The following is a 24789-nucleotide window of genomic DNA, read 5'->3' as shown; positions in this document are numbered from 1 at the left end:
GGGTGCCCTGCCCCGCATCAGGCATGGCCGGCATCGCCGGAGAGCATGGAAGGATCAACGCCGATCTGCCACATCGCCCTCTGCCACTTGGTGCCGATTTCGGTATCGAACAGGATCGACGGATCAGCCGGGCCGGTCAGCCAGCCGTTGGACTGAATCTCCTGTTCCAGCTGACCGGGCGCCCAGCCGGCATAGCCCAGCGCCAGCATCGCCTGCGACGGGCCGCGCCCTTCGGCCAGCGCCTTCAGAATGTCCATCGTTGCCGTCAGGCAGATGCCGTCCTGAATGGGCAAGGTGGAGCTTTCCAGCTGGAAGTCATCGGAATGGAGCACAAAGCCACGCTCGGTTTCCACCGGGCCGCCGCGATAGACGCTCATGCCGCGCAGGGCATTGGGCAGGCGGATCGACTGGCCTTCCGGCACGATGTTGAGCTGCACCAGAAGATCGGCCACGGACAGGCTGTTGGATGGCTGATTGATGATCAGCCCCATCGCCCCTTCGGAAGAGTGAGCACAGAGATAGATGACAGTATGGGCGAACCGGCTGTCAGGCATGTTCGGCATGGCAATCAGAAACTGCCCATCGAGCCAGCCTGTGTCCGAACCTTGTGTCATGCAGCCTCCCTTTTGCATTGCACCCCTGTAGAGATTACCTGCTGCCAGGTGATTTGTTAACTTGCTTCACGCCGTGGCGGGCTGCAATTTTTGCAGCGTTCACAGAGTTATGAGCATTCCCCGGCCACAGAAGGGGAGGACGCCGCGCAGGCTTTGCGCTATCACCTATCGCATGTCTTCACGTCAGCCCCACGATCAGACGGCAACGCCCCTTCGCTCTGCAGCACAGCGTCTTGCAGCGGCCTGCTCCGCCCTGCTGCTGGCCGGAACGGCCCCCGCCAGCGCCGTCATTACCGAGTGGCAGGTGATTGAGGGCGGTGCCGTGCGGCTGGTGGTGGCCGGCAAGGCGCCCGATGGCAGCTACGAGGCCGGCCTTGAAATCGCCCTGGACCCTGAGTGGCACACCTATTGGCGCTATCCGGGCGAAACCGGCATTCCGCCGGAACTCAGCTTCGAGGGAAGCGCGAATCTGGCGCATGGAAGTCTCTCCTTCCCCGCCCCGGAGCGTTATGACGACGGCTTCAGCCAGTCCATTGTCTATACGGACAGCGTTCTTCTGCCCCTGCGCCTGACGCCCGAAGCAGCAGACACGCCGCTCAAGCTGGAGGCCAATGCCTTCTTCGGCGTCTGCAACAAGATCTGTGTGCCCGCTGAAGCGCGTTTCACGCTGGACCTGGCCGCCGATCCGCAGCCGGACCGCATTGCCGCACGGCTCATCAGCACGGCCCGGGCTGCCCTGCCCGTTGCCATGCAGGAGACCGAAGGCCCGCGCCTTGTCGGCTTCAGTTTCCGGGAAGGCAAGAGCGCGCTGAAACTCGACATCACCGCGGATGTGGGAGACGCCACCTCGGCCGATCTCTTTGCCGAAGGCGCAGCAGAAGCCACCACCGGCCTGCCCAAGCCGGGCGCGCGGGACGGCAGCAAAGTCCGCTGGAGCCTGTCCCTCAAGGGGTTGAGCGGGCCGGAAGAGGCCCTGCCCCTGCGCCTCGTGCTGGTAACGGACGGACAGGCGGTCGAGGCCTCCTATACGATCGACAGCAGGACCCGCAGCATCCGGCGGACGGACGGCCCGGGGCAGTAGCGCCCCTTCCGCTGAAAAAGGCTCGACGGCGCCGCCATATGACCCTATGTCGAAGGGCGGACCGCCTTTGCGTGCAACGCCTGCGGCAGTCCTCGAGCGTTTTTCTTTGGACGTGGAGAGATCCGGATGAGCATCAAGATTGGCGACCGTCTGCCCGACGGCGTATTCAAGGTCATCGGCGGCGACGGCCCTGTGGAGATGAAGGCCAGCGACATCTTCAACGGCAAGACCGTTGTCCTGTTCGGTGTGCCGGGCGCCTTCACCCCGACCTGCCACATGAATCACCTGCCGGGCTTTGTCGAGCATTTCGACGCCTTCAAGGCCAAGGGCGTGGACACCATCGCCGTGGTTTCCGTGAATGACATGTTCGTCATGGATGCCTGGAAGAAGGCCACCAGCGCCGGCGACAAGATCCTCTTCCTCGCCGATGGCAGCGCGTCCTACGTGAAGGAACTGGGCCTTGAGCTGGACGCTTCCGGCTTCGGCATGGGCATCCGCTCCAAGCGCTTCGCCCTCATCGCCAAGGACGGCGTTGTCACCGCCCTCAACGTGGAAGACGCCCCCGGCCAGGCCACCGTTTCCGGTGCCGCCGCGATGCTGGAAGCGCTCTGATCCAGTTCGGGAAACCGGAACGGGAACACATAAGGCCGGAGGCACATGTCTCCGGCTTTTTCTTTGTGGCTGAGTCATTTTCCCCTGAGCGCAGACCGGCCTCCGGGTCGTCCCGGCCAAGCGCAGCACGAGCCGGGATCCACTCGCTTGCAGAGAGAGGACGTCTTCATGAGTGCTGCGGCAGCGGGATCTTGAGCAAGCCTCAACGCCGCGCTCAGGCCTCACCGCTCTGCAAGCGAGTGGTCCCCGGGTCTGCGCTTCGCTCCGCCCGGGGCGGCGCAGAGTGTGCGGCTTTATCCGGAATTGCGGCGCAAACGGCATGACGGCTCCGCCCAAGGGCGGCTATCTATCTGATTTTGCGGAAGAAAACTGGATGGTCGGAGTGGAGTGATTCGAACACTCGACCCCCTCGTCCCGAACGAGGTGCGCTACCAGGCTGCGCTACACTCCGATCCAGTCGAGCACCGGGAAACCCGGGCCGGGAACCGCCGGGGCGCCGCCCCGTCGATGTGGCGGGTATTAGCACCGCTTTTTTGACCCCGCAAGCCCCCTCTCGCACATCGGCAAAGAAAGTTTGCCAGTGCTCCACAATCAGCCCTCCGGCAGTGGATAAGTCCCTGCACCGCTTCTCCTGTTTCACGAAATGCGGCCCTGCGCATCATGTGGATGTGTGGAAGGTGTTTGACCGGAAGACTTGCGCCCGCGCCGGGCTTGAGGCATACAGCGCGCCTGAGGCGCGGTGAGACACCGCTTGTTCCTCATTCTGGGGCGTCGCCAAGTGGTAAGGCATCGGTTTTTGGTACCGACATTCGGAGGTTCGAATCCTCCCGCCCCAGCCATCCGTCTTCGCTAATTTTGCCGAAGCCCCGCCGAAAGACGGCGTCTACAAGCACCTGAAAATCATCGCAAATCCTGGTCACACTGTTCCGGCCAGACTCAAATCCCTGCCCCGGGTCCGCCCCACCGCCTGCCTGTTTGCGCCCAAGCGCCTGCCAGCGTCACGCTGCCGGCAGCTTATCCCCGCCTCCTCCGGCAGCCCTATTCTGTCCTCCTCGCAGGCGCGGCCTGCTGCAAGGAGACAGATGCGATGACGGACCGCTTCGACAGCCATGGCGCCGGCCTGACCGCCCCCGCCAGCCACGGCTTTTCCATCACCCCCAGCGACAGCGCCGCCTTGAGCGAAGTGGTGCGCGCAATCTATGTGGGCACCGGCGGGTCACTCGCCCTGACCCTGCGCAGCGGCGCGGCCATCACCCTCACCAATGTGCCCGATGGCAGCCTGCTGCCGTTGCGCACCACGGCGGTGAAGGCCACCGGCACCACCGCCTCCGGCCTGGTTGGCCTGCTGTGAGCGCCGCCGTTCCCTCGCTCGCAGCACCCAGCCTCTGTCTGGGGCCGATGCTGGGTCTTGGCCTTGCGGCCCCGATGCAGGGCGGCGGCTGGTGGCCGCGCGGGGCCCTTTATGCCGCCGACTTCCGCAAGCACCGCTATATGACAGGCGGGCGCAGCATCACACCGGCCGCCACCTTCAGCCTGACGCGCGGCGGCGAAGCCCTCGCCCCTGACAGTACCGGCAGCTATCAAGGTTTTGCCGCCCATGTGCCTGCCCGCACGGACCTTGGCCTGTTTCTCTCTCCGGCCGTCAGCAATGCCATCGCGGACAGCACCGGAACCGGGGCAAGCCTTTCTACCACCGACACATTGAACGGACTGTCCGGCAGCTGGGGGCAATCCCGGGTGGATGGCTCCACCATCCGGGCCCGGATCACCGCCAAAGGCAGCTTTGGCGGCCTGCCTTACGTGGATGTCCGCTTCTGGGGCAATTCCACCGCCACGGACCTGCAGCTTTTCTTTTCCAATGCCGAAGACCAGCACCTCGGCATCACAGCGGGGAGCAGCGCGGCAGTTCTCAGCAACCTGAACCTGGTGCTTGCGGCCGGCAGCCTCGGCAACGTCACCTGCCGCCTGCGCCTGACAGAACTGGCCGCAGGCAACGTCTATCTCACAAAGCAACTCGAAACCGTCGTCCCGTCCGCCGCCGCCCTGGAGCTTGCGCACTTCAGCAAGAACTGGACGGTCCAGAACAGCGGGACGTCGCGCCTCAGATTCGGGCTGGAACTGACCCTTTCCGGCGCTTTCGACCTGACCTTGCGGATCGCCGGTGCGCATCTGGAACTTTCGCCCGCCGCGAGCCTGTCCGCGCGGGGGCTGGCCGCGCCAGTGCCGACGCGCGGCAGCCCTGTCCTGCGGCCGGCGGACGCGCTCACCCTGCATCTGCCGCAAGGCACCCGCAGTGTGACGCTGACTGCCGCAACCGCTGCAACGCTGACACTGGACACAAGCGCCGCCACGGCCGCAGGCCCGGCCGGCCTGTCCGTGCCGGAAAGCCCGTTTGGCGCAGCGCCTCTGGTGACGGCTGTGGGCTGGCGGTGACCCGGCCTGTGGCGGCAGCGGCCCGTTTATACCACCTCCCGGTGAGTCTGGCTCACCGGGAGGTGCTCAAGCCCGTGCGGCGCATGAGCCATTTCAAGCGTGATGCCTCAGCATCGAAAGCCTTGGCATAATGCGCCAGCACCGGAAGCCTGATGCGGTCCCGCCGTCTCCCGTCACCCCTCTTGTACCGAATTGACCCGGCGGGCCTTCAGCGTCTCCTCCCAGGCGAAAGCATGGCGGACGATCAGCTCGAGATCATTGTATTTCGGCTGCCAGCCCAGTTCCTGCCGGGCGCGGGCGCTGTCCGCCACCACCTTTGGCGAATCGCCCTCCCGGCGCGGGGCTTCCTCCACCTTGAAATCGATGCCCGAAACGGCCTTCACCGTTTCAATGACCTGGCGCACGGAATAGCCCTCGCCATAGCCGCAGTTCATCACCGCGCTGGCCCCGCCTTCGCGCAGGCGCAAAAGCGCCAGCCGGTGCGCCTCCACAAGGTCGCTCACATGGATATAGTCGCGCACCGCCGTGCCATCCACGGTGTCGTAATCGCTGCCGAACAGGCTCATCTGCGGGCGCCGCCCCAGCGCCGTCTCGCAGGCCACCTTGATGAGATGGGTTGCCTGCGGCGTGCTCTGCCCCGTCGCGCCCTCCGGATCAGCCCCGGCCACATTGAAATAGCGCAGCGCCGTGTAGCGGAAGTCATGCGCGGCGCTGACATCCTTCAGCATCAGCTCCGTCATCAGCTTGGACATGCCATAGGGCGACAGCGGCACCAGCGGCGCATCCTCCGGCACCGGCACGCTGAGCGGATCGCCATAGACGGCGGCCGTGGAGGAAAAGATGAACTTGTCCACCCCGGCCGTGACGCAGCCCTCGATCAGGCTGCGCGAGGCGGAGGTGTTGTTGCGGTAATATTTCAGCGGATCGGAGACCGATTCCGGCACGATGACGGATCCGGCGAAATGGATCACCGCCTCGATGCCATGATCCGCCAGCAGGCGGCCCACCAGCGCGGCATCGGCCACATCCCCCACCACCAGCTGTGCCTCGGCAGGCAGCGCCCAGCCGAAGCCGGTGGTGAGATTGTCGAGCACAACAACCTTCTCCTCCGCCCGCACCAGGCAATGAGCCATGTGGCTGCCGATATAGCCGGCGCCGCCGGTGATGAGTGTCGTCATGGCAAATGTCTTTCCTTCGAAACGAAGCCTGCACCGGCGGCAGCCCGCCACCGCAAACATGGCAGCTTTGCCCCATGCGGCGGCAGACTGCAAGCACCGCTTCAACAGATCCATCCAGCCCACCGGGCAACACATAGACCAGCTCACAGGCCAGCCCACCGGTCAACACACAGACCAGCCCACCGGCCGATCTCATTTCCGGCAAGTGCATGTTTTTCCTCGGGAAAACAGCCCCGCAGACATCAGGCTGCGGCAGGCACATTGCTCGCCCGTATTCGCGTGACCGGTTTCAACGCCCTCCGGGCGGCGGAGGCCGCAGCCAGCGGACAGTGCCCCGTCTGACGATGCCCCGTCTTCTGGAAATCCGCTCCTGGCCTACAGGGTCATGTGCCCGTGGCATCCGGTCAGGACGGGTGTGACGCCGTTCAATATCAAGGCGCCGCAATGCTGCCGCATGACGCCGTGAGAATACGCGGATGCCGCTCAGGCTGTACCGGATCCCGATGCGTCAAGCTTATCGGGAGCTGGTATCACCTGCCCGCCCCGGCAACAAATCGTAAGACTTGCTGTTTTATTTATCACCCGGCACGAACATTGACGCGGTAAAAAATCCCGACAAATAAAGCGCATTCACTATATTCAGGAAACGCATAGAAATACATAAACAGCCATCAAATCAAATGACAAAGGTTGACATGCCTGTTTAAAATTTTAATGATCACGATCATTCTCATACTTGATTTTCACCTGCATTCCGGAGGCAATTTGCCATGCCAATACCATACTTGAACCTTGATCTAAATCTTGACCTAAATAGTGGAAAGACCAGTTCTTTTTGGCGCCGTGCCGCTCTGCCCCGTTTCGGCAGGACGGCCGCCGCATGTCTTTTGCTCTCGTCAGCAATAGTCCTGCCGGGAGCCTCTGACAGTTACGCACAGACCACGCCGGAGACGCCGAGCATACAGGACCTGCGCGAGATCGTGCGGCAGGGCACGGACGAAGCCGCGTCGCAGACCGCATTGCAGCACCTGGAAGACGCGGCCTCGGCGGACGACAAGGATGCCCTCCACGCCCTTGGTGATCTCTATTCGCGTGGCGGCCTGGTGCCGGTGGATGGCGCCAGGGCCATTGACTACCTGACCCGTGCCGCCGAAGCCGGGAACGACTGGAGTAAGGTGCGCCTGGGGGAAATCTACCGGGACGGCATTGACGTTGACAAGGATCAGTCAAAGGCAGCCGCCTTCTTCAAATCGGCAGCAGACAACGGCAATGCCGCCGGCAGGCGCGCCTATGCCCGTGCCCTCATCAGTGGCGAAGGCGTTGAAGCCAATCCGGAAGAGGGCCTTGCCCTGCTGACAGAAGTCGCAGAGACTGGTGACCGCGGGGCGCTTCACAATCTGGGTGACCTTTATTCGCGCGGCGGCCCCATTCCGGTGGATGGGGCCAGGGCCGTTGACTATCTGACCCGTGCCGCAGAAGCCGGAAATGCCGCCAGTTCTCTCCGTCTGGGGGAAATTTACCGGGACGGCATTGGCGTGGACAAGGATCGGGCCAGGGCAGCCGCCTTTTTCAAGTCCGCCGCAGACAACGGCAATACCGGTGGCAAGCGTGCTTATGCTCTAGCTCTCATCAACGGCGAGGGCGTTGAAGCCAATCCGGAAGAGGGCCTTGCCCTGCTGAGCGAAGTGGCGGAGACCGGCGACCGCTGGGCGCTTCACACCCTGGGCGATCTTTATTCGCGCGGCGGCCCCATTCCGGTGGATGGCGCCAGGGCCGTGGAATACCTGACCCAGGCCGCCGAAGCCGGAAACGCCGCCAGCTCTCTCCGCCTTGGGGAAATCTACCGCGACGGCATCGGCGTGCCGGCCGATGCGGCGAAGGCGCTGGCCGCCTTCGAGGCGGCCCAGTCGGCCGGTGCATCAAACGCAGCACTCCGGCTGGCCGAGGCCGCGCTTTGGGGCCAGGGCGAGCCGCAGGACACGGAGAAGGGCATCAGCCTGTTGCGGGAGCAGGCCGAGGCCGGAAATGCCTCCGCGATGCTGGCCCTCGCGGATGTGCTGCTGCGCGGCGAACTCGTTGCGGCAGACCGAGGTGAAGGGATCCGGCTGCTTGAAGAGGCCGCAGCACAGGGCAATGCCACAGCCCTGCTGCGCCTTGGCAATGCCTACCGGACCGGCCAGTTGGCCGGGCAGAACCCGGGCAAGGCCCTCTCCCACCTGGAGCGCGCAGCAGCGGAAGGCAACAGCACCGCGCTGCTTGATCTTGCCCGGGGGCATATGGACGGCCAATTCGGCCGCCAGTCGAGCCAGGCAAAGGCCGCGGCCTATCTGAAGGAAGCGGAGGCGCGGAACATTCCGGCCGCCGCCGTGCTGGCCGCCGAGTGGATGCTGCGCGGCAAGGGCACCAGGGCCAATCCTGCCGGTGCGCTGGCCAGGCTGGAAAAAGCGGCAGCTTCCGGCAACGCGGATGCGGCGCGGCGGCTCGTCAGCCTCCACCGCAGCGGAACCGGCAAACTGCTGAAGCCGAATCCGGCCAAGGCGCGGGCCGCACTGGCCGCCCATGCCGCCCTCTTGGGGCCGAATTTTGTGGCGCGCGAGGAACTGATGATCCGCGGCGTTGCGGCCAGTTCCCGCGCCGATTTTACGGCGCTGGCCGAGGCTTTCAGGCAGGCCCCGCAGCAGACGCGCCTCAACCTGCTCATCACCTTGCGCTGGTCCAATGCCAATGCCTTTGTCTATCTCGTGCAGGACGAGATGCAGGCACGCGGGCTGTACAAGGGGCCGCTCAACGGCCTGCTCACCCGGGACACCATCCGCGCCATCAGCGCGCTGTGTGATGCTGGCCCTTCCGGCGAGCGCTGCCGCCAGGGGCCGCTGACCGGAGACGCCGCCCGGCTCATTGCCGTCCGCCTCGCCGCCGGCGCCTGATACCAACTCCCGATGCGCCTCACCGCATCGGGAGCAGTTCAACCCGTGTACCGCTTCAGCAAGTTCAAGGCGTGATGCTTCGGCACCTCAGCGCTGGGGGCGGAGCCTTGATATGAGACAAGACCCCGGTGAGCCCGTCTCACCGGGGTCTTGTGTTCCCGCGCACAGCGCCTGAGCCTTGTGGGGCCTGATGCGTCCCCGATGCAGAGCCCCGGGACGGGCGCAAATGAGGCAAGGGCACGTGAGACTGAGGCAAGTGACCTTCAACAAAAAGGCGCATGCCAGCACTTATCAACGGCCTTTCCAATTGGGCATCCAGTAACCCGCTGAATTCAGGAACAAAAAAAATAATCCTTGAAAACTTATCCTCACTCTCCGGACCTGTAGGAATATCTTCCTGTTGTTGCTGAGTGGTTGCAAGCAGCGGCGCCCTGCCAGGCAATGGCGGGACGCCAGCGGCCAAGACCTCGACCCGATGAGTTTCGATCATCGGCAGCAAGGCAACCGGATGCGGCGCGGGGCTTCTTCAGGGCGGGCGGCGCCTCCATCACAAGGAACACAGAAGAGGAAGGCGCAGACATGGAAGACCGGATTGAAAGCAGCATGGACAGCATGCAATCGGCAGATCTTTACGGTGCAAACTTCAAGGAGGGCAGCTTTCTGGCGCCCCGTGCCGGGCTTGAATACAAGGCCTATGGCATCGAGCCGCGGCAGCACCAGGAAACGGCTGTAACCGCTGCGCTGGAGCAGCAGTTCGAGGAACACCTGCGCGTGTTTGAGGATTTCAAGGCGGTGAATGACGAGCGCCTGCGCGAGATCACCACGCAGAAGGGGGCGGACCCGCTGACGGAGCAAAAGCTCATGCGGATCGAGAACCGCCTTGACGAGATGACCCGCAACCTGTTGCGGGCACAGCGCCCCCATCTGGGGCAGGATCTGCCTCAGGGGCCGAACGAGCAGAAGTCAGCCTTTGACACCTATATCCGCAAGGGCAAGACGGACGGCTTCGACAGCTTGGAAATCAAAGGGCTTTCGGTGGGGTCGGAAGCCGATGGCGGCTTCATCGTGCATCCGGAAATGGACGAACAGTTGCACACGTCGCTGAAGGCCGAGTCCCCCATCCGGTCGATTGCCTCGGTGATGACCATTTCCAGCGCAGTCTACAAGCGCCCCTTTTCCATCTCCGGGCCGGGCACCGGCTGGGTGGCGGAAACGGCGGAGCGCCCGGCCACCAGCACACCGCAGATTGCGGAACTCTCCTTCCCGGCCATGGAGCTTTATGCCATGCCCGTGACGACCAAGCAGTTGCTGGATGATGCCATCATCGATGTGGAAAGCTGGCTGGTGCAGGAACTGGCCGATGCCTTCAGCGCACAGGAGACGGAGGCCTTCATCTCCGGCAACGGCAGCGCCAGCCCGCGCGGCATTCTCTCCTATCCGCAGCAGGTGAGCAGCACGCCTGCCTTCGGCAGCGTCGGCACCAGCCTGACCGGGACCGCCGGAGGCTTCGATGCGAAGAACGGGGCCGATAGTCTGATCGAGTTGGTCCACGCCCTGCCCGCCCGCTACCGCAAGAACGGCGGCTTCCTGATGAACCGCATGACCCTGAGCGCCGTGCGGCGGCTGAAGACCGGGGATGGCAGCTACCTGTTCCAGACCAGCATTGCGGACGGGTTCCGCATGTCTCTGATGGGCTTCCCCATCACCGAATGCGACGAGATGCCCGTAATCAGCGCCGGCAGCAGTTCCATTGCCTTCGGCGACTTTCGCCGGGCCTATCTGATCGTGGACCGCCAGGGCGTGCAGATCCTGCGTGATCCCTATTCCGCCAAGCCATACATCCTGTTCTACGCCACCAAGCGCGTCGGCGGCGGCATCTCCGACTTCAACGCCCTCCGCCTGCTGAAGTTTGCGGCAAGCTGACAACTCCTCCCCGCGGTGATAGATCATCATCGCGGGGCCTCTCGAGAGAGGCATTCTGTATCTGCACTCACCGTCCAGTCAGGCATTGTCAGGAACGCATAGTTTCGCTAAATAGATTATCATCCAAGCATCGCGTCAGCGTGATTTCTTAAATAAGTATTTTGGAATACAAAATGCAATTTACCCTCATATCCACTACCATATCGATGCTGCTACTATCTCCTAATTTGCTTTACTATTTAGGAGTAAAGTATATGGACCCGACAGGTGGAGCTTTAGAGAAAATTCATCCATCCACTTATCTTATCTTTTTTGCTTTAATTTATGCGCTCAGCTCTAAAGATATTTTGAAGCCACATCTCACGGTGCGAGCTTTCACTCGAGCATCGTTAGTAGTTTTTGCCACCTTAATCGCTTTTGCAGTCATCCTAAGCCGTGGCCCTGGAGGCGGGGGCGGTGAACAATCAGCACTCATTGTCACCTTCATCACTCCGGCGATGCTTGTCGTATTAATGCTATATATAAGCGATAACCACCTTAAGAATTTATCAGCTTACATCCACACGTTCTTTCTAATAAATTCAATGATAATAATATTTGAATCAATAACTAATGAACGAATACTTCCATATACTGCAGGATCTGAAGTCATAACGTTTGATGACAGGCCGACCGCCCTTCTGGGGCACCCGCTGGTCAACTCTTTATTGACCGGCCTGTATGTTTTCATACTATTCACCAAGCTGATAAGAATAGGCCTAACGCCAAAAATATTTGTATTATGCGGTATTTCTTTTTGCGCAATGTTATTAGTTGGGGGGCGCGCTGGATTGTTTTTTATAATTCTTGTATCCATAGCCTATGGCGTGCACGCGATGATATCAGTCAAGATAAATGGGTATAGTCATCGAATTTTTTACCACGTAACCTACTTGATAATTACATTATTTCTATCGATTCCACTTCTAATGATGAGCTCAGTCACCGATACCGTGCTGGATCGAGCACAAAACAGTAGCAAAAGCGATGCAACACGACTTGCAGCCATAGAATTCCTCATGTCGATGAGTGAAGTTGAAATTGCGATCGGCGTCCCGATTGAGGAAAGGATATCGAGACAAATTTCTCTGAACTCCGTCCATGGAATCGAGCTATCCTGGATAGCACTTGCTGCTAATTTTGGCGTACCATCTGCAGCTTTATTAATATTTTCTTTGTTCAGACTAATGATTACATACCGAAAAGAAAAAGATCTATCTTCTCTCTACGCCTTATATTATTATGTTCTTACAACTTTCACATCCGTATCAATTTCATCAAAGACGCTTTCTACAAGCATTTTTATAATTATTACAGCATCACTATTAGGGACTGAAACCAGCGCAACGCAACCGCCTCGTAAATCAAGCCCCCCCCGATAAATTGGGGCATCCAGAACTGAAGGTTTCCGTTCATAATCCACGCAGAAAAATTGATGAAAGATTCAAACTTTTTTGAAGCACATATCTTATTCATATCGAAATAAGCGGAAATTAAAACATCAATCGGCAAAGGCTCCGCAAAATAAGTAGCTAGAAACACAGTCAAGAGTAATACGTTTTAATTTAACAGGCAAGATTACCAAACAGAGCCAGAATAAACTTCAGATTGGCGGGTTAGGCAAAGGGGCAACGTCGACCTCTCCTCCTGGTGAACACCACCTCTATACAAGCACGGCATAGACAGGATTGACAACTCTGTATTTGTTAATATCTTATTCTTGTCTAGGCATATGCCAGCAGAATGAACCGTGCCTTTAGATTTTTTGTATGTATTTTGCCAGTCTCGCTACGCACGATACTAATATCTAGAAAAAACTTAGCGAAACTCCAAATATCATGAAAGACGAGGCACGCTACGGAACAAAAAAATATTTCTGGAAAGGGGGTTTATTTATACTTTGTAAATTTAAATAGTAACTCATTCACGACAGAGTACCTCAAAAAAATCATGCTGATCCGACACACAATTCTCTACATGCCTGCACAGTTGATTTCCCCACTAGTTCAGGCTGTTACTTTATTGATCTGGGCATTTTTGCTCCCCCCCACGGAGCTCGGTGCAGCATCTTTAATAATATCATTTCAAGAAATTAGCTCATCTCTCTTCTTTGCTTGGTGGTCACATTTTGCGTTGCGGAATATAGTTCGATTTCGTAAGGAAGATAGCATTACTTCATTTCTATCAAGTGAATCTATTGTAATTTTTATTTTACTATTGGCGCAAATTGTCTTCATGACACCCATATTAATATGGTATTTTTCCGATTTAATTTCATATACTTTTCTGTTATCTACACTTGCATTCATCGCAACCAGATCGATTAACATTTATCTTGCGGAGCGCGCTCGAGCGGATGCTCGTATTTTTATATATACTATTCAACGTGCCCTGGTACCTGCGGCAGGCCTAGCATTAAGCGTTTTGTTTGTTTATCTCTTTGATGCTTCTGCAGCTTCAGTACTCTTTGGTTTTACGCTTTCTCAAACAATGAGTCTGGTAGTTTCAGTATCCTTTAGCGATGTTTTTCGCGTGAAACCTATGTTAAATCGCGACCTTATTAATAACGCGCTTAGTTTCGGCATCCCGGTAATGGCTTCAGCATTGCTAACTGCTGTTGCAGTTCATGCTCCACGCTTCATTGTCGATCAGACAATTGATTTAGCTGCAGCGGGAATGTTCGCAGTGATTTACGGCTTGGGTGTGCGCACCTCAAACATTGCATCCATGTTGGTGACAGCTGGTGCATATCCTCTTGTAGTGAACAAATATGAAGCCGAAGGAAGTCGCGCGGCTCACAAACAGCTTCAGCAAAACACGATCATGCTTGCAGCATGTGTAATGCCCGCCGTGTTCGGTCTCATTGCCATCAACCAATCCCTTGTCAATATAATCCTCCCCCCTGACTTTCGCGAAAGTGCTCTCTTAATCCTGCCAATAGCGGCTATCGCTGGCGTTATCCGGGATTTTCGGAGTCACTCAACAAATCAAATTTTCCTACTGCACAATAAAACACGCTTCTCTACCGTTATTTCTCTAATAGACTTAGTTGTAGGAATTACTCTTTCATTTATTGGCGTCCAAATGTGGGGCTTGGCCGGCGTCGCGGCAGGATCTTTAGCTGCTGCCGTTATATCCTTAATATTATCTATAGCACTCTCCGGACTGAAATTTGGCTTTTTCTTGCCAACTCGTGAGCTGTTCCGTGTCACCATAGCTACATTGTTGATGTTTATATCTGTATGGATTTTACCAGAAACGCATACATCATTTTATCTATTGGGAAAAATAGTCATGGGCGCAATTATATATTTTATCCTAATACTATTTTTACTTCCAGAAATCGCGAGGAATATGCGCCACATTCTTCGTCGTAAACGCAATTCTGCAGTGAGAAAAAGCAAATCATCTATCGAAAAAACCGGAGAATAACATGATGCAACATTCTACTTTGCTTCTTTTAACAAGCGAATTTCCTCCTCGGCGCGGCGGTATAGGTGCATATGCAGTCAATCTCGCGCAAGCGGCAGCAGAGATCGGGTATAAAGTAACTGTTGCTGCCGCAGACTACTACGAGGATCAGACATCCTTAGATCAAACCTACCCATTTGAAACCATTCGCTTCTCAGGACAACAGCACTCGATGAAGCATCTAGCTAATAAAATTGCGTTCGTACACAAATTAGCGAAAAATCGATCATTCGACATTGTACATGCTGCAGACTGGCCCTTTTATATTCCTTTAGCACTATCAAGGTATCGCAAAGAATCTAGATGTTTATTGACTTTTCATGGGTCAGAAGTCGCTTTTATGCAGCAAAGGCGGAGATCTTGGCTACTACAAATACTTAAATTCTGGAATGGATGGGCGGAGTACATTGCGAACTCGAATTATACGGCAAATTCTCTTTGCACCGCCTTTGGTCTTCCGGAAGGTCAGGCTCGTCCAATAGGTTTAGGTGTAAGCCGCAAATGGCTTGACTACAAAGTCGATAAGCAAGCAGCACGATCTCGGCATGATATTGGAGAGGATCGCTTTGTAATCGTCTCAGTTGGACGTATTGTTCCGCGAAAAGGACTTCACGTCATAGCCGAGGCATTGAAGAATCTTCCTACAAGTGTATCTAATAACCTTACATGGCTTATTATTGGTCCTAAGAACGACACTAACTACGAATCCGAGCTCAGGCATCTAGTATCGAAATTACCCATAGACATACGGATTATGGGGTCGATCGACGATGTTGAGTTGCTTTCTATAATGTCAACAGCCGACCTATTTTGCCTACCAGGTTTGATTGACTCGAATGGCGGCGTAGAAGGCTTCGGCCTTGTATACTTAGAAGCCGCGGCCTTAGGTGTGCCATCGCTTGCTACAAGAGTAGGCGGGGTGCCAGATGCTGTTATTGACGGGCATACAGGATTTTTGTGTGAACCAAATAACGCAAGGGAAATTTCAGATCAAATTGCTAATCTTTTCATGAACCGAGACCAACTCGCAACATTAGCTCGGAATGCACGTCTTCATGCGGCCGACCAAACTTGGTCTTCTGTCGCCCTACAAACATATGGCCCACCAAGAAGCTGAGCCTTCCTATCACTAAGTTTTTTTTCATTTGGAGTTAAACAATGAAAACTAGCCGAAAAATCTCAGGGGATGCCAAACCTCGTATTCTTGTAATCGGCGCCCGCGGTATCCCCGATGCCGAAGGTGGAGCTGAAAAAAACGCAGAGGCTCTCTTTCCAAGGCTTGTTCAGCGCGGTTTCGACGTAACCCTAATGGGACTTAAGCAGAATATCAAATCTCCTTGTTACAAAGGCGTAACATTGAAGGCTGCCCCAACATTTCGTGTCCTGAAAACCGATAAGTTGGCTTATTATGTTGCCGCAATTGGAGAGACAATACGTCTCAAGCCAGATATCGTTCACCTTCAAGGACTCGGTGCGGCTATTTTTTTGCTTGTGTATAAGATGCTAGGCAGGACCGTTGTAGTTCGCTATGGGTCTGCGGACTACATTTTGCCTAAATGGGGAATAATTGGAAGATTAGGATTTCTTTTCAGCGAGTGGCAACTCCGCTATGCGGACGCGGTGATCTCAGTGGCACCCTCACTTTCGTCGCGTCTGGCAAGCAAAGGAATATCTGAGAACGTTCACATGATCCCCAATGCATTGGATTACGCATATACCCCCCCCCGTCATCACTCCTACTCAGTCAAGGCCTTACATTCTGATGGTTGGCCGCGTCACCCATCAGAAAAATGTTGGCTCTTTAATCAAGGCTTTTTGTGCTTTTTCTGAGATTAGGCCAGAGTACGATTTATATATCGCCGGTGGACTTGATGACGAAAAGTATGCCAACGACTTGAAACAAATGGCAAATGAGAAGACCAAATTTCTGGGACGCATCCCCAGAAGTCAGGTTCCAGATCTTTTGCGCGGTGCTGAGCTTTTTGTGAATGTGTCATTACACGAAGGCAGCTCCAATGCGACGTTGGAAGCAATTAGCTACGATAAGCCGGTGCTATTAAGCGCAATTCCTGAAAATCACGATATGGAACTTCCACCACAGATATACGTCGATCCTAATGATCATCTAGCTATTGCTAGCGGCATGCTGAATGCAATATCAGAACCTGAGAAATATCGTATAGAGAAGAATAAATTCCTCGATTGGGAGCAAGTATGTCTGAAAACAGCGACTATATACATGGACCTGTTGGAGTTACCCAATCAGTGACCTGTCAACGCAAACGAATCGTATTCATGATAAACTCACTTGCCGGAGGAGGCGCCGAGCGAGTCATTAGTACTATTATCGCGCATTCTGAGGAAAAAAAGGATGCATATGAAATGCATCTCGTTTTAATCGATAAAGAAAAAGAAATATACACGCCCCCACCATTTATAAAAGTTCATAGACTTAATGGAAGAAAATCTCTTTTCAGATCGTTCTTTCATGTCCTGAATATTCTTCATAAAATTAAACCAGATGTTGTGTTGAGTTTTCTTACTAGATCAAATTTTTGCAATGTTCTCACAAAGAAAATCATCCGACATCGAGCGGTAATTAGTGAACGAGCGCATACAAGTGGTCACCATAAATCGATATTTTTTGGACGAATTTACCGCACTCTTGTTCGGCTAATTTATCCTTATGCGGATTGTGTTATTAGTGTTTCCGCTGATATACGCCAGGACTTACAAGATAACTTCGGTGTATATCCCGAGAAATGCCTTATTATAAGTAATCCAGTAAATGGCAAATCTATAATTGAACAATCCTCTAAAGCATCACCTCTTGCCATACCTGTTCCTTTCATAGTTGGAATGGGGCGTCTTGTGAAATCAAAAAACTTTTCTCTTCTTATTCGAGCCTTCGCTAAATCATCGTACCAAGGTGGATTAGTTATACTCGGAACAGGCCCAGAGCATGAGAACTTGATGAATTTGATAAAGGAACTTGAAATCGAAACACGAGTAACTCTCGTCGGTTTTGTTGATAATCCCTTTCCCATTATTGTAAAAGCCGACGCATATGTTCTTCCATCAAATGGAGAGGGATTTCCAAACGGCCTCGTGGAAGCTATGGTATTAGGACGACCTGTTATTTCTACAGATTGTCATTCTGGGCCAGCAGAAATTCTCGATGACGTTCCATACGCAGGTGTAAAAGAGGTTCACCAAGCTAAGTATGGGATATTGGTTCCAACAGATGCTCCTGACGAGATGGCAGAAGCAATCAATATCATTACATCACCTTCCATGCGAAATATTTGGATGGAAAAATCGCGAGTTGGAGCGAGCAGATACAGCCTTGAAAGGGCATTGGAAAGATATTGGCAAGCGATTGAAGTTAGTAAATAAGTTAAATGTGCAATAATATCGGAATCACATGGAATTATCAATAAATCAAGCAAGTTAACAATTGAAAAATATTGTAAAATTCTGAAATGGAGACAGAATGACTATCACTCCCCTTCTCCTCGTCGGCGGTTCGGGCACCCGGCTCTGGCCCTTGTCACGCAAGAGCTATCCGAAGCAGTTTGCGCCGCTGATCGGCGGGGAAAGCCTGTTCCAGGGCTCGGCCAGGCGGCTTTCGGCGGAGGGTTTTGCCGCGCCTGTCGTCATCACCGGGTCGGATTACCGCTTCATCGTCACCGAACAGCTGGCCGCCGCGGGCATTGATCCCGGCGCGGTCCTGATCGAGCCGGAGGCGCGCAACACGGCCCCGGCCGTGCTGGCCGCAGCGCTCTACATCGCAAAATCCGACCCGGACGGGCTGATGCTGGTTGCCCCTTCCGACCATGTGGTGCCCAACCCGGCCGCCTTCCGCGCGGCCGTGGCTGCCGGCGTGCCGGCCGCAGAGGCCGGGCAGATCGTCACCTTCGGCATCCGCCCCACCCATGCCGAGACCGGCTATGGCTGGCTGGAGCTTTCCGCCGCTGCCGCCGAAGGCGAGCCGGTGGCGCTGAAGCGCTTTGTCGAGAAGCCGGACCGGGAGAAGGCCGAGGCGATGCTCGCCGCCGGGTCCTATCTGTGGAATGCCGGCATCTTCCTGTTCAAGGTCTCCACCATTCTGGATGCCTTCCAGGCGCTGGCGCCGGAACTGATGGAGCCCGTCACCCGCGCGGTTGACGATGCCAAGTCCGATCTCGGCTTCCTGCGGCTTGATCCGGCGGCCTTTGGCCGGGCGCCGTCCATCTCCATCGACTATGCGGTGATGGAGCGCGCCACCAACCTCACGGCCGTGCCCTTTGGCGCCGGCTGGTCGGACCTTGGCGGCTGGGACATGGTGGCCAAGGAAATGGGGCCGGACGGCCGCGGCAACAGCCTCGGCGGCGAGGCCACGGCCATCGACTGCGACGGCACGCTGCTGCGCTCCGACAGCGACGGGCTGCAGCTCGTCGGCATCGGCCTCAAGGATATCATCGCCGTGGCGATGAATGACGCGGTGCTGGTGGCCGACAAGTCCCGCGCCCAGGATGTGAAGCTTGCCGTCGAGGCGCTGAAGAAGAAAAGCGCCCGCCAGGCCGAAACCTTCCCGCGCGATCACCGGCCGTGGGGCTGGTTCGAGACGCTGGCGCTGGCCGGCCGGTTCCAGGTCAAGCGCATCGTCGTGCATCCGGGCGCTGCCCTGTCGCTGCAGAGCCACCTGCACCGCTCCGAACACTGGATCGTGGTGTCGGGCACCGCGCGGGTGACGGTGAATGAGGATGTGCAGCTGCTCACCGAGAACCAGTCCGTCTATATCCCCCTCGGCGCCACCCACCGGCTGGAAAACCCCGGCAAGGTGCCGATGGTGCTGATCGAGGTGCAGACAGGGGCCTATCTCGGCGAAGACGATATCATCCGCTACGACGACATCTATTCCCGCGGACAAGGCGCCAAGGGCTGAGACCAGAGCTGCCGGTGCCGGCGCATCACGCCCTGAAAATGCTCAAGCGCCGCACGGGCTTGACCAACGCTCGATGAGTCAAGCTCATCGAGCGCAGGTATTACGGGAAATCCCGTTCCAGCTCGGCTGACAGCCAGCCGAGCAGATGGCGCACGGCTTTGCGGGGGGCGGCCTTGGCCGTGATCTTGGCGTGAAACCCGCCGGGAACCGGCACAAATCCCAAGGGGGCGGCAAGCCGTCCCGTGGCCAGATCCCGCTCGACCAGCCGCCGCTCCGAAAGGGCCACACCCAGCCCGGCGGCCGCGCCCTCAATGGCCAGCATATGATGTGGGTGCTCCAGATCCTGCCCCGCCTGGAACGTGACGCCGGCGCGGCGCGCCCATTCCTGCCAGCTTCCGGCCGCCTCCATATGCGTCAGGCTCACCGGTGCGGTCCATATGCCGTCCTGCACGCCGAAGGGATAGTCCGGTGAACAGACCGGCCCGTAGGAGGTGTCCCCGATCGGCGTGACACCGGGCTCCACAGCGGGCGTGCGAAGGCGGTCATAGCTCAGCATCAGATCAAATTCGTGGTCGGGCACCCGGCTGGGCCCGGCCATCAGCAGGCGGATCTCGATCTCCGGATGGGTCCGGTAGAGGCGCGGCAATCTGGGGGTCAGCCAGCGGGTGGCCAGGGTGGCGCTGAGCAGCAGGGTGATGTGGTTCCCGTCCACCTCGCCCCGGAGGCCGCGCGACACCCCGTCCAGCTGGTCCAGAACGGCCGTGACCGCCACCCGCAGCCGTTCGCCGCGCGGTGTCAGCTTCAGCCCCGTGCCGGCCTTCTCGAACAGGCTGCCGCCAAGGTCTTCCGACAAATGGGCGATCTGCTTGCTTATGGCGCTGTGGGTGCGCCCAAGCTCCCCTGCGGCAGCCGTGACGGAGCCGAGCCGCGCCGCCGCCTCAAAGGCCGGCAGGGCTGTCAGCGGAGGGAGACGGCGCATCTTTGTTCCTTCCGGTTACATTACCCCGAAAAATATTCAATTTTTTGGGGCATGTCACCTCGGCTACATCAAGAAAAAAGAACAGAAAGCAAGATCATGCCCAGCGTCATCTACCTTTTCCCGAACCCATCCCTCCATGTGCAGGACCGCGCCCGCGCCGGAGACCACGGCTTGCACCGCATTGCAGGCGTGTGGACCCGCATCTGGCTGGAGCGGATCAGCTACCGGCGCATGCTGCGCAAGGAGCTGCTGCCGCAGCCCGACAGCGTTCTGGCCGACGCCGGCCTCGAGCGGTCCGCCGTTCTTCTCGAAGTGTCAAAACCGTTCTGGCGGGCCTGATACGGAAGAGGATCAGGCATCAACACTTCTGCCCCTTGAGCTGCCACCTTCACGCATCGTGCGGGAAGACAGCCGCGGCTTAGGGCAAGCCTGCGGTCCGGCCACCCCGGCACGGCCTTTCAGCCCCCTCCCCCTCAAGGGCTGCCGGATTCACACATCAGGTTCGGACATCGCCCGCAGTAAGGCGTTTGCTTTTCGGGAGGACACCTGCCGCCCCCCTCCCCCTGGTGGGGCAGTGTTTACATTGGACGCACGGAAGAAGAATGCACCGGCATGATGGCAGGGCCCCTCCGCCCCCCTCCCCCTCGTGGGGAGGGGGAAGGGGTGGGGGGCTCTGAGTCCGCAACCGTCTGAAAGATAGAGATTTTCCTGAATAGGCATCAGGAGGAGCAGCTGTCTGAAATCAATGGACACCTTGCCAGCCGGAAAGGCTATCCCCCCACCCCTACCCCCTCCCCACCAGGGGGAGGGGGCTGAAACGCCGCGCCAGAGTAACCAGACTGCAGCCTTTCCCCAAACCGTCTCCGGCTTCATGCACGATGTGTGCATGCGGTGGGTACCAGGGGGAAAGGGGCGCTGCGGCAGAAGGAGAGTGCATTCCTTTGCCTTGTGCCTGCTGTAAACATGCCACACGAGGGGGCTGAAAAGCCGTGCCGGAACGGGCTCCCTACTGCGGCCATCTTCCCTGTGCAGAACTCCCACCGGAAACCGGCGTTTCCTTCAAATTGCAACCTCAATGTTTAACAGTTGTTAACGATTGACGGGCCTACTCAGGTGGCATACGGCTAGTCAGGAGTTTAGAGTTGATGCGACCGGCAGCAGGCGAAACCCGCAAGTCATCCGGCACACCGGAGCACAGGCCCTCCGGCCCATCCGCGCCTGCCGATGCGGCCTGGGCGGAGGATCTGCAGGATGAGGCCTGGGAAGACGCAGGGCGATCGGCCCGCGCAGAGGGAGATGGCATGACCACCTCTTTCCTCCTGTTCAAGAATATGCTGTTCTGGGGCTCGATGGCCCTGGTTCTGACAGCGGCCGGTATTGCGGCCTCCATTCTTTTCTGACTTTTTTCACGCGGTTTTTTAAGTGGTGATCTGGACTTTTGCCGCATTGCGATTGCATGCTGCGTGGGGGTGGCAAGCAACATAAGGAGCGGGATATGTCCGCGCTTGGCTTTGTTGGCGGCCTTGCCGGTGCCGTGGCTATTGGCATCTACGGCCTGATTGCTTTTGTTTTTCTGACTGCCGCCATGCTCGAACTGGCGGAACGCGGGCGCACAAGCCGCCTGGAGCTTTTCCTCGCTCTGGCGGGTGCCCTTCTGTGGCCAGTCTCTCTTGTGGTTGCTTCGGCTGCCGCGATCCATGCTGTCCGGCGTGCCCGGCGGCGGCGGCAGGCCAATACGGCGCGCATGCCCACCGGGGGCCGCGAAGAGCCGGAAAGGCCCGTCTCAGGCAAGCCCGCGATTGCGCTGGTCGAACGGGACACGGTCAGCCGCGGGGCACGCAGCGAAGCGCCGCCTCACCCGAAGCCCTCCGGCCAAGCCGGTGGGCGGGATGCAGAGCCTGGCTCAGCCGCTTCCGTTTCCACCTCTGCCAGTTCCACACCTTCCGTCCAGCCATCTGCCATAGGCGGTCCCGTGGTGCGTACGCTTGCGCCCCTGCAGATGCAGCCGCAGCCGCCCTTCGGCATGCCGGGGCCCGACAGCCGCAGCCGCATCATCCTGTCCCCGCGGCAGCTTCTCGGGGCTGTCCGGCTGGGCGAGCCCAGGAGCAGCGCAAGCCGTCTCCGTCTGCGCCAGACCAGCCTCAGCAAGCCGCCGAAAGGCAAGCCAGGCTGAAGATGGAGCTGGGCGGCTGCCGTCTGTCCGGGCGCACAGAAGCCCATACCTGTAGAAACCCATACCTGCAGGCTCACATATCTACAGAGGCCGGAGGCATTGCGCCTTGAGCTGTTCAGGCTTTCCGGCGGAAGATCTGCACCGCATAGGCAATGAAAACCCCGGCGAGCGTGGCGGCAAGGCCGAACCACGTCAGGGCATAGCCGAGGTGATCGTTCTTGAACTTCACCACCGTTTCGCCCGCCCTGGGCAATCCGTCCGCCCCGGTGAAGGCGGCATCAAGATCGATGCTGTAGGGCGCGAGGCTGCCGGTGGCGCCCAGAATTCTGGCCATGTGATCCGTATCGCGGGCAAACCAGATGCGCTTTCCGGTATCCACGGCGGGGGTTGTCCAGTTCGGCTCCTCCCGGCGGCGCAAAAGGCCCGTCAGCTGCTGCTCGCCCAGCGGCGGGGTTTCCAGTGCCGCCATCAGATCCGCTGCCAGCCCTTGCGGCACGAAGCCCCGGTTGATCATGACCAGCCAGCCTTCCTCCGTGACAAGGGGGCTGTAGATCATGTAGCCCGGGCCGGACGGTGCGCCGGATTTGACCGGCAGGGATGTGTAGTAATAGGCCGCGCCCGGCAGATAGCGGCCGCTGACGGCCACATGGCGGTAGTCGGTCAGGGGATCGGTGGTCACCTGCGGCCAGTCCTGCGGCCCCGGTGCCGGAACGGCCGGCCGCGCCACATCTGCGGTCACCCGTTCAATCAGCGCCTCTTTCCAGGCCAGCCGCTGCATCTGCCACAGGCCGAGATTGACGAGAATGGCAAGGCCGATGGCAGCCGCCACTCCCGGAACAAGCAGGCGGCGGACAGCAGATTGGCCGGGGGAACGGGAGGGGCGGTTTGAGGCGGACACGTGCTTCGATCCTGTTCGGCTTGCGGATTGGCTGATACCAATGCTCGATGAGCTTGAGCATTTTCAAGGCGTGATGCGTCAGCATCGAAAGCCTTGGTATGAGACGGCCGGGTTCAGGCTTCGTCCTGTCCATCCGCGTCAAGCCTGCCTTCGGCCGCATCATTGCGGTATTGCATGGCGATCATCAGCCCCTTCAACGGGCGCAGCACGCCGAGGCCGAGGATGACGGTCAGCGGCAGCCAGAGCAGCAGATGCAGCCATATGGGCGGCGCATAGGCCAGTTCCACCGCCAGCACCAGCCCCACCACGATGAAGCCGACGATCATGATGACGAAAACGGCCGGGCCATCGCCGCTTTCCGCAGCAAAGGCAAGGTCGAGGCCGCAGGCCGTGCAGGCCGGGCGCGACGTCAGGAAGCCACGGAACAGCCTCCCTTCGCCGCAGCGCGGGCAGCGGCATCTCAGACCGGCGGACACCGGATTCTGCGGCGGATAAAGCGCCCTGTCCTGCAAGCTGTCCTGCAAGCTGTTCTGCATCGAAACCTCTCCTGCCCCGCCTGAAAGCGAAAGGCCCGGCCAGATGGCATGCATGCCACCCGTCCGGGCCCGTTCTGTTTACACCGGTTTAAGCGCCGCGTCAGTGCGTCGGCACGCCCCATGCGCCCCAGATATAGATGGTGGCGAAGAGGAACAGCCACACCACGTCGACGAAGTGCCAGTACCAGGCAGCCGCCTCGAAGCCGAAATGCTTCTGCGGGGTGAACTGGCCGGCCGAAGCGCGGATGAGGCAGACCGCCAGGAAGATGGTGCCGACGATCACGTGGAAGCCGTGGAAGCCGGTGGCCATGTAGAAGGTGGCGCCATAGATGTTGCCCGAGAAGGCAAAGCTGGCGTGGGCATATTCATAGGCCTGGCAGATCGAGAAGATCACGCCCAGGATCACGGTGAGGGTCAGACCCCACTTAAGGCCCTGACGGTCGTTCTCGAGCAGCGCATGATGTGCCCAGGTCACGGTGGTGCCGGAGGTGAGCAGGATCAGCGTGTTCAGCAGCGGCAGGTGCCAGGGATCAAACGGGGTGATGCCTTCCGGCGGCCAGACACCGCCGGTTGCCTCGACGCGGGCATACTGGATGGCTTCGCTGGTGAAGAGCGAGGCATCGAAGAAGGCCCAGAACCAGGCGACGAAGAACATCACTTCCGAGGCGATGAACAGGATCATGCCGTAGCGCAGGTGCAGGCTGACCACGCGGGTGTGATGGCCTTCCAGCGATTCGCGCACGGTGTCCCGCCACCAGGCGTACATGACGTAGAGAACGATCACGAGGCCAACGGCGAAGAGGCCCCAGCCGGTGAGATCGGCACCGAAGATGGTGAAATCGGCACCCTTGGCAGAGCGCATCAGGCCGATCCCGCCCAGAGCGAGAATGAAGGCGCCCATCGAGGCCAGGAACGGCCAGGGGCTTGGGTCCACAAGGTGGTAGTCGTGGTTCTTGGTATGTGCCTCAGCCATGGGCATGCTCCCCGAAGTTCCAAAT

22 protein-coding genes and 2 tRNA genes are annotated in these 24789 nt (G+C 58.1%); 17 read left to right on the top strand and 7 right to left on the bottom strand.

Features of this window, described 5'->3' with window-relative positions; genetic code table 11:
- Positions 1 to 17: 17 nt before the first annotated feature.
- Positions 18 to 614 (bottom strand): YqgE/AlgH family protein, encoded by a 597-nt coding sequence (locus AC0CMF_RS07540; RefSeq protein WP_244274451.1) that lies wholly within the window; start codon positions 612 to 614, stop codon positions 18 to 20.
- A 172-nt stretch (positions 615 to 786) separates the two neighbouring features.
- Here AC0CMF_RS07540 and AC0CMF_RS07535 point away from each other — a divergent pair, with 172 nt between their 5' ends.
- Together AC0CMF_RS07535 and AC0CMF_RS07530 are read left to right on the top strand one after the other, a co-directional pair.
- Positions 787 to 1695, top strand: a complete 909-nt coding sequence (locus tag AC0CMF_RS07535; RefSeq protein ID WP_472481397.1) for a protein-disulfide reductase DsbD domain-containing protein — start codon at positions 787 to 789, stop codon at positions 1693 to 1695.
- 126 nt (positions 1696 to 1821) lie between these two features.
- Positions 1822 to 2307, top strand: coding sequence for a peroxiredoxin (locus AC0CMF_RS07530; protein ID WP_055455123.1), 486 nt, complete (start codon positions 1822 to 1824; stop codon positions 2305 to 2307).
- A gap of 374 nt (positions 2308 to 2681) precedes the next feature.
- Here the strand turns inward: AC0CMF_RS07530 and AC0CMF_RS07525 are convergent.
- Positions 2682 to 2758: transfer RNA gene (locus tag AC0CMF_RS07525), tRNA-Pro, on the bottom strand.
- Between the two features lie 313 nt (positions 2759 to 3071).
- Between AC0CMF_RS07525 and AC0CMF_RS07520 the strand changes: the two genes are divergently transcribed.
- From AC0CMF_RS07520 to AC0CMF_RS07510, 3 genes are all read left to right on the top strand, one after another.
- Positions 3072 to 3146: transfer RNA gene (locus tag AC0CMF_RS07520), tRNA-Gln, on the top strand.
- A gap of 248 nt (positions 3147 to 3394) precedes the next feature.
- On the top strand, positions 3395 to 3658 hold the full coding sequence (locus AC0CMF_RS07515) for a spike base protein, RCAP_Rcc01079 family (RefSeq protein WP_055455122.1): 264 nt from the start codon (positions 3395 to 3397) through the stop codon (positions 3656 to 3658).
- Entirely contained in the window at positions 3655 to 4740 is a 1086-nt protein-coding gene (locus AC0CMF_RS07510; RefSeq protein WP_472481395.1) for a hypothetical protein, read from the top strand. Before AC0CMF_RS07515 ends, AC0CMF_RS07510 begins: the two co-directional genes overlap by 4 nt.
- Before the next feature lie 173 nt (positions 4741 to 4913).
- Here AC0CMF_RS07510 and galE read toward each other — a convergent pair whose 3' ends face one another.
- On the bottom strand, positions 4914 to 5918 hold the full coding sequence (gene galE, locus AC0CMF_RS07505; protein WP_472481393.1) for a UDP-glucose 4-epimerase GalE: 1005 nt from the start codon (positions 5916 to 5918) through the stop codon (positions 4914 to 4916).
- A gap of 887 nt (positions 5919 to 6805) precedes the next feature.
- Here galE and AC0CMF_RS07500 point away from each other — a divergent pair.
- The 9 genes from AC0CMF_RS07500 to AC0CMF_RS07460 all read left to right on the top strand — a co-directional run bounded on the left by AC0CMF_RS07500 (position 6806) and on the right by AC0CMF_RS07460 (position 19205).
- Positions 6806 to 8845 (top strand): SEL1-like repeat protein, encoded by a 2040-nt coding sequence (locus AC0CMF_RS07500; RefSeq protein ID WP_472481391.1) that lies wholly within the window; start codon positions 6806 to 6808, stop codon positions 8843 to 8845.
- Positions 8846 to 9424: 579 nt separating this feature from the next.
- Positions 9425 to 10768: a phage major capsid protein gene (locus tag AC0CMF_RS07495; protein WP_472481389.1), complete on the top strand. Its 1344-nt coding sequence runs from the start codon at positions 9425 to 9427 to the stop codon at positions 10766 to 10768.
- A gap of 173 nt (positions 10769 to 10941) precedes the next feature.
- A complete protein-coding gene (locus AC0CMF_RS07490; RefSeq protein ID WP_472481387.1) occupies positions 10942 to 12189 on the top strand; it encodes a VpsF family polysaccharide biosynthesis protein in 1248 nt (415 codons plus the stop codon).
- Between the two features lie 568 nt (positions 12190 to 12757).
- On the top strand, positions 12758 to 14239 hold the full coding sequence (locus AC0CMF_RS07485; RefSeq protein WP_472481385.1) for an oligosaccharide flippase family protein: 1482 nt from the start codon (positions 12758 to 12760) through the stop codon (positions 14237 to 14239).
- A gap of 1 nt (position 14240) precedes the next feature.
- Entirely contained in the window at positions 14241 to 15395 is a 1155-nt protein-coding gene (locus tag AC0CMF_RS07480) for a glycosyltransferase family 4 protein (protein WP_472481383.1), read from the top strand.
- A 41-nt stretch (positions 15396 to 15436) separates the two neighbouring features.
- Entirely contained in the window at positions 15437 to 16108 is a 672-nt protein-coding gene (locus AC0CMF_RS07475; protein ID WP_472481381.1) for a glycosyltransferase, read from the top strand.
- The gene (locus AC0CMF_RS07470; RefSeq protein WP_472481585.1) at positions 15993 to 16547 is read left to right on the top strand and encodes a glycosyltransferase; all 555 of its coding nucleotides are present in this window, start codon (positions 15993 to 15995) and stop codon (positions 16545 to 16547) included. The genes AC0CMF_RS07475 and AC0CMF_RS07470 overlap by 116 nt, the downstream gene beginning before the upstream one ends.
- Positions 16493 to 17674 (top strand): glycosyltransferase, encoded by a 1182-nt coding sequence (locus AC0CMF_RS07465; protein WP_472481379.1) that lies wholly within the window; start codon positions 16493 to 16495, stop codon positions 17672 to 17674. Before AC0CMF_RS07470 ends, AC0CMF_RS07465 begins: the two co-directional genes overlap by 55 nt.
- Before the next feature lie 97 nt (positions 17675 to 17771).
- Positions 17772 to 19205 (top strand): mannose-1-phosphate guanylyltransferase/mannose-6-phosphate isomerase, encoded by a 1434-nt coding sequence (locus AC0CMF_RS07460; RefSeq protein ID WP_472481377.1) that lies wholly within the window; start codon positions 17772 to 17774, stop codon positions 19203 to 19205.
- A 100-nt stretch (positions 19206 to 19305) separates the two neighbouring features.
- Here the strand turns inward: AC0CMF_RS07460 and AC0CMF_RS07455 are convergent, their stop codons facing one another.
- Entirely contained in the window at positions 19306 to 20184 is an 879-nt protein-coding gene (locus AC0CMF_RS07455) for a LysR substrate-binding domain-containing protein (RefSeq protein ID WP_472481375.1), read from the bottom strand.
- 96 nt (positions 20185 to 20280) lie between these two features.
- Between AC0CMF_RS07455 and AC0CMF_RS07450 the strand changes: the two genes are divergently transcribed.
- From AC0CMF_RS07450 to AC0CMF_RS07440, 3 genes are all read left to right on the top strand, one after another.
- A complete protein-coding gene (locus tag AC0CMF_RS07450; RefSeq protein WP_055455115.1) occupies positions 20281 to 20523 on the top strand; it encodes a DUF1127 domain-containing protein in 243 nt (80 codons plus the stop codon).
- Between the two features lie 806 nt (positions 20524 to 21329).
- Positions 21330 to 21584: a hypothetical protein gene (locus tag AC0CMF_RS07445; RefSeq protein WP_055455114.1), complete on the top strand. Its 255-nt coding sequence runs from the start codon at positions 21330 to 21332 to the stop codon at positions 21582 to 21584.
- A 95-nt stretch (positions 21585 to 21679) separates the two neighbouring features.
- Positions 21680 to 22357, top strand: coding sequence for a hypothetical protein (locus tag AC0CMF_RS07440; protein ID WP_472481372.1), 678 nt, complete (start codon positions 21680 to 21682; stop codon positions 22355 to 22357).
- A 115-nt stretch (positions 22358 to 22472) separates the two neighbouring features.
- On the opposite strand, the gene AC0CMF_RS07435 is transcribed toward AC0CMF_RS07440, so the two are convergent.
- From AC0CMF_RS07435 to AC0CMF_RS07425, 3 genes are all read right to left on the bottom strand, one after another.
- Positions 22473 to 23255, bottom strand: coding sequence for an SURF1 family protein (locus tag AC0CMF_RS07435; protein ID WP_472481370.1), 783 nt, complete (start codon positions 23253 to 23255; stop codon positions 22473 to 22475).
- A 113-nt stretch (positions 23256 to 23368) separates the two neighbouring features.
- Positions 23369 to 23791, bottom strand: a complete 423-nt coding sequence (locus AC0CMF_RS07430; protein WP_472481368.1) for a DUF983 domain-containing protein — start codon at positions 23789 to 23791, stop codon at positions 23369 to 23371.
- Between the two features lie 100 nt (positions 23792 to 23891).
- Positions 23892 to 24764, bottom strand: coding sequence for a cytochrome c oxidase subunit 3 (locus tag AC0CMF_RS07425; RefSeq protein ID WP_050472237.1), 873 nt, complete (start codon positions 24762 to 24764; stop codon positions 23892 to 23894).
- Positions 24765 to 24789: the final 25 nt, after the last annotated feature.

The organism is Pannonibacter sp. CBAS1226 (assembly GCF_055685825.1).
The sequence above is the reverse complement of the archived record's forward strand: the minus strand, read 5'-3'. Positions and strand labels throughout refer to the sequence as shown.